Source organism: Marinobacter sp. UBA2688, from assembly GCF_002352785.1.
Classification (GTDB): domain Bacteria; phylum Pseudomonadota; class Gammaproteobacteria; order Pseudomonadales; family Oleiphilaceae; genus Marinobacter; species Marinobacter salarius.
This window is the reverse complement of record NZ_DELU01000016.1, coordinates 27,935-29,863: the sequence shown is the minus strand read 5'-3', so window position 1 is coordinate 29,863 and position 1,929 is coordinate 27,935. Positions and strand designations below refer to the sequence as shown.

2 protein-coding genes are annotated in these 1,929 nt (G+C 58.5%); both read right to left on the bottom strand.

Annotated elements, in window-relative coordinates; all coding sequences use genetic code 11:
• Nucleotides 1-70: 70 nt before the first annotated feature.
• On the bottom strand, nt 71-568 hold the full coding sequence (tpx, locus tag B3M52_RS08780; protein WP_036211458.1) for a thiol peroxidase: 498 nt from the start codon (nt 566-568) through the stop codon (nt 71-73).
• Nucleotides 569-670: 102 nt separating this feature from the next.
• Nucleotides 671-1,876, bottom strand: coding sequence for a Bcr/CflA family multidrug efflux MFS transporter (locus B3M52_RS08775; protein ID WP_075194675.1), 1,206 nt, complete (start codon nt 1,874-1,876; stop codon nt 671-673).
• Nucleotides 1,877-1,929 lie beyond the last annotated feature (53 nt).

Sequence of the window (1,929 nt, the reverse complement as noted above, 5' to 3'; positions counted from 1 at the left end):
TCTGGGGAAGGCGCCCCGGCCTTCGCACATCGATTACGGAGTCGCTTTCAGTAAGTCGGAGTGCTGGGAATCAAAGCGCCGAAAGAGCGGCTTCGTAATTCGGTTCTTCCTTGATCTCACCAACCAGCTCACTGTGCAGAACCCTGTTGTTCTCGTCCAGAACCACCACCGCGCGGGAGGTCAGGCCAGCAAGTGGGCCGTCCTGGATGGCAACACCGTAATCTTCCTGGAAGCTGTAGTTTCGGAAGCTGGAAAGGGTAGTGACATTTTCCAGGCCTTCGGCACCACAGAATCGACCGGCGGCGAAGGGCAGGTCGGCAGAAATGACCAGCACCACCGTGTTGTCCAGGCTGCTGGCTTTTTCATTGAACTTACGGGTGGAGGTGGCGCAGGTCGGGGTGTCTACGCTGGGGACAATATTCAGAACTTTGCGCTTACCAGCCCAGTTGTCGAGGGTGACGTCTTCCAGGCCCTGAGTGGTTAGGGTGAAGTTGGGGGCGGTGTCGCCGGTTTGCGGAAGGGTGCCGCTCACGGTGATTGGATTGCCGCCGAGTGTGACGTTGCTCATTTGGAACTCCCTGATACTGGTCTAATGGATTTGTGTTTAACAGCTTACTCTGTGTAGCCCATTTTGGATGTTTTTTCATCCGGGAGTCGAGTTAAGTTGGTTTCAGGCGGGCTCAAATCCGGGAGCAGGATGGCGCTGGACCATTAGCAGGTAGCTGCAGAGGGCCGCAATGGCACAGGCAGCGATGATGCCTGCCATCACCAGTGACGTGCCGTCGTGGAAGTGCCCCACGAGAGCACCCACAATGGCTGCAACCACCATCTGGGTGAAGCCGAACAGTGCGGAGGCCGAACCGGCCATTTGGGGAAAATTAGCCAGGGCCCCGGCCATGGTCTGAGGCAGGACCATGCCCACACCGACCATAAACAACGCTTGTGGCAGCACCACTGCCCATACGTTGTAAACCTGCGAGGCTGCCAGTGCGGCCATGAAGCCGCCACCGATAACCGATATCGTCAGGCCTCGCACCAGTATCTGATCTGGCGCAAACGAGCGGCCCAGGCGGATGGCCGTGAGGTTGCCGCCAATATAACCGGCCACGATACAGGCGAAGAACAGACCGAAGTGCTGGGGTTCCACGCCCAGGAAATCAATCAGCACGAACGACGAGCCTGACAGGAACGCAAACAGGCCGGCGAAGGTCAGGGAGTTGGTCAGGGTGTAGCCCAGGAAGCTGATGTCCGAGGCAATTGCCCGGTAGTTCTTCCATAGGCTGCTAACGCGAAGGGATTGCCGGTTTTCCGGGCGCATCGGCTCGGGAATACCCACTGCAACCACCACAGCCATGATGAGCGCGTAGCCACCCAGTGCCAGAAAAATTGACGACCAGCCCAAGCTGACCACCATAAAACCGCCGAGAGTTGGTGCAACAGCGGGTGCCAGGGCCATGATGCTGGCCAGAATAGCCATGATTTTTGCGGCGTCCCGTGGGGAATAGATATCCCGTACGGCTGCCCGGCCCAGCACTGGACCGGCCGAGCCGCCAAGCGCTTGCAGGAAGCGGCACAGGATCAGTGTTTCAATATTGGTCGCAAGAGCACAAACAACGCTGGCGATCGCAAACAGCAGGAATCCGCCAATCATGATGGGCTTACGCCCGAACCGGTCCGCCAGCGGGCCGCAGACCAACTGCGCTAGGGCGAACCCGACCATGTAGATACTCAGCGTAAGCTGTACTTGACCTGTATTGGCCGAGAGCGCCTCTCCCATAGCGGGCAAGGCAGGCAGGTACATATCAATCGCCAGCGGCCCGAGGGCGACAGCGGCTGCCAATAGTATCGTTGTCCATACACTGGTGAGTGCGAGCATCACTGATCCCGGAATCTTTGGAGTACGGCACTGGGTGAGAGCCGGCCTTCTGA